10 tRNA genes and 2 rRNA genes are annotated in these 1762 nt (G+C 49.2%); all 12 read right to left on the bottom strand.

Going from position 1 to position 1762, the window contains the following annotated elements:
- Positions 1 to 203: ribosomal RNA gene (locus JK635_RS14665) — 16S ribosomal RNA — on the bottom strand; the annotation flags it as partial.
- Between the two features lie 326 nt (positions 204 to 529).
- Positions 530 to 605 (bottom strand) — tRNA-Ala (locus tag JK635_RS14660).
- A 12-nt stretch (positions 606 to 617) separates the two neighbouring features.
- A tRNA-Pro gene (locus JK635_RS14655) sits at positions 618 to 694 on the bottom strand.
- Positions 695 to 700: 6 nt separating this feature from the next.
- Positions 701 to 777 (bottom strand) — tRNA-Arg (locus tag JK635_RS14650).
- 10 nt (positions 778 to 787) lie between these two features.
- Positions 788 to 876: transfer RNA gene (locus JK635_RS14645), tRNA-Leu, on the bottom strand.
- Positions 877 to 881: 5 nt separating this feature from the next.
- A tRNA-Gly gene (locus JK635_RS14640) sits at positions 882 to 956 on the bottom strand.
- 8 nt (positions 957 to 964) lie between these two features.
- Positions 965 to 1049: transfer RNA gene (locus JK635_RS14635), tRNA-Leu, on the bottom strand.
- 9 nt (positions 1050 to 1058) lie between these two features.
- Positions 1059 to 1134 (bottom strand) — tRNA-Lys (locus tag JK635_RS14630).
- A 32-nt stretch (positions 1135 to 1166) separates the two neighbouring features.
- Positions 1167 to 1242 (bottom strand) — tRNA-Lys (locus JK635_RS14625).
- Between the two features lie 32 nt (positions 1243 to 1274).
- A tRNA-Thr gene (locus JK635_RS14620) sits at positions 1275 to 1347 on the bottom strand.
- 14 nt (positions 1348 to 1361) lie between these two features.
- A tRNA-Val gene (locus tag JK635_RS14615) sits at positions 1362 to 1437 on the bottom strand.
- Positions 1438 to 1447: 10 nt separating this feature from the next.
- Positions 1448 to 1564, bottom strand: a 5S ribosomal RNA gene (gene rrf, locus JK635_RS14610).
- Positions 1565 to 1762: the final 198 nt, after the last annotated feature.

The raw sequence follows: 1762 nt of genomic DNA, 5'->3' as shown, positions 1-1762 counted from the left end.
CTTATCTACATGTGTAAATAAGAGTCATCCGGTATTAGCTCCGGTTTCCCGAAGTTATCCCAGTCTTACAGGCAGGTTGCCCACGTGTTACTCACCCGTCCGCCGCTAACCTTTAGGAGCAAGCTCCCAAAGGTTCGCTCGACTTGCATGTATTAGGCACGCCGCCAGCGTTCGTCCTGAGCCAGGATCAAACTCTCCAATAAAGTTCGAGTTGATTAGCTCATAAAACTTAACGTTGGCTTCATTTCGTTAGAAATGAATGATTATTGTTGTCCAGCTACAGCGCCCTAGCACCTAGTGTCCTTCGCACTCCGCCCTACGATAAGTCAACATCGAATTGCCTTCGGCTTCTTCGTGTTTCCTTTATCTCAGTTGGAGCACTCTAGGCCATACGGTGCTGACCAGGGTGCTTTCGCTTTTCTATGTTGACGTTTTTGTTTGTTTAGTTTTCAAAGAACGATCATCGCTCAAAAGCGACTTTCTTATGTTAACAAGAATGATAGTCTTTGTCAACATATTTTTATAATTTTGGTGGAGCCTAGCGGGATCGAACCGCTGACCTCCTGCGTGCAAAGCAGGCGCTCTCCCAGCTGAGCTAAGGCCCCCAAACTAAAAAATGGTCGGGAAAACAGGATTCGAACCTGCGACCCCTTGGTCCCAAACCAAGTGCTCTACCAAGCTGAGCTATTTCCCGTTAATATGGCGCGCCCGATAGGAGTCGAACCCATAACCTTCTGATCCGTAGTCAGACGCTCTATCCAATTGAGCTACGGGCGCATTATTAACATGGTGCCGAGGACCGGAATCGAACCGGTACGGTAGTCACCTACCGCAGGATTTTAAGTCCTGTGCGTCTGCCAGTTCCGCCACCCCGGCAAATCTGGAGCGGAAGACGGGATTCGAACCCGCGACCCCCACCTTGGCAAGGTGGTGTTCTACCACTGAACTACTTCCGCATATTAAATGGTGCGGGTGAAGGGAGTCGAACCCCCACGCCTTACGGCGCCAGATCCTAAGTCTGGTGCGTCTGCCAATTCCGCCACACCCGCATTATTAAATGGTGAGCCATGAAGGACTCGAACCTTCGACCCTCTGATTAAAAGTCAGATGCTCTACCGACTGAGCTAATGGCTCATACTGTTTAACCTTTTGTCGATTGCTTTTAATGGTGGGCCATGAAGGACTCGAACCTTCGACCCTCTGATTAAGAGTCAGATGCTCTACCAACTAAGCTAATGGCCCATTATCAACAAATTGATAAAAGAGGCAAAAGGTGCCGGCCAGAGGACTTGAACCCCCAACCTACTGATTACAAGTCAGTTGCTCTACCAATTGAGCTAGGCCGGCAAAGAAATAAAATATGGTGGAGGATGACGGGATCGAACCGCCGACCCTCTGCTTGTAAGGCAGATGCTCTCCCAGCTGAGCTAATCCTCCATTACTTTATGCCCGGCAGCGTCCTACTCTCACAGGGGCGCGTGCCCCAACTACCATCGGCGCTGAGAAGCTTAACTTCCGTGTTCGGTATGGGAACGGGTGTGACCTTCTCGCCATCACCGCCGGACTATTTAATTTGAGGTTCATTCCCTCAAAACTAGATAATGCTGAAGAAGTGTAAGAACGAGATCATTTATAAATTGTCCAGCTCCAGCGTCCAGCAACTAGTGTCTTTCGGTCTTTTCCCTACGATAAGTCAACATCGAATCGTTTCACTCTTCGTGTTTCCTTTATCTCAGTCAAAGCCCTCCAAGCCATACGTTGC

It is taken from the genome of Neobacillus paridis, assembly GCF_016765675.1.
GTDB classification, from domain to species: domain Bacteria; phylum Bacillota; class Bacilli; order Bacillales; family Cytobacillaceae; genus Neobacillus; species Neobacillus paridis.
This window is presented reverse-complemented; position numbering and strand designations above follow the sequence as displayed.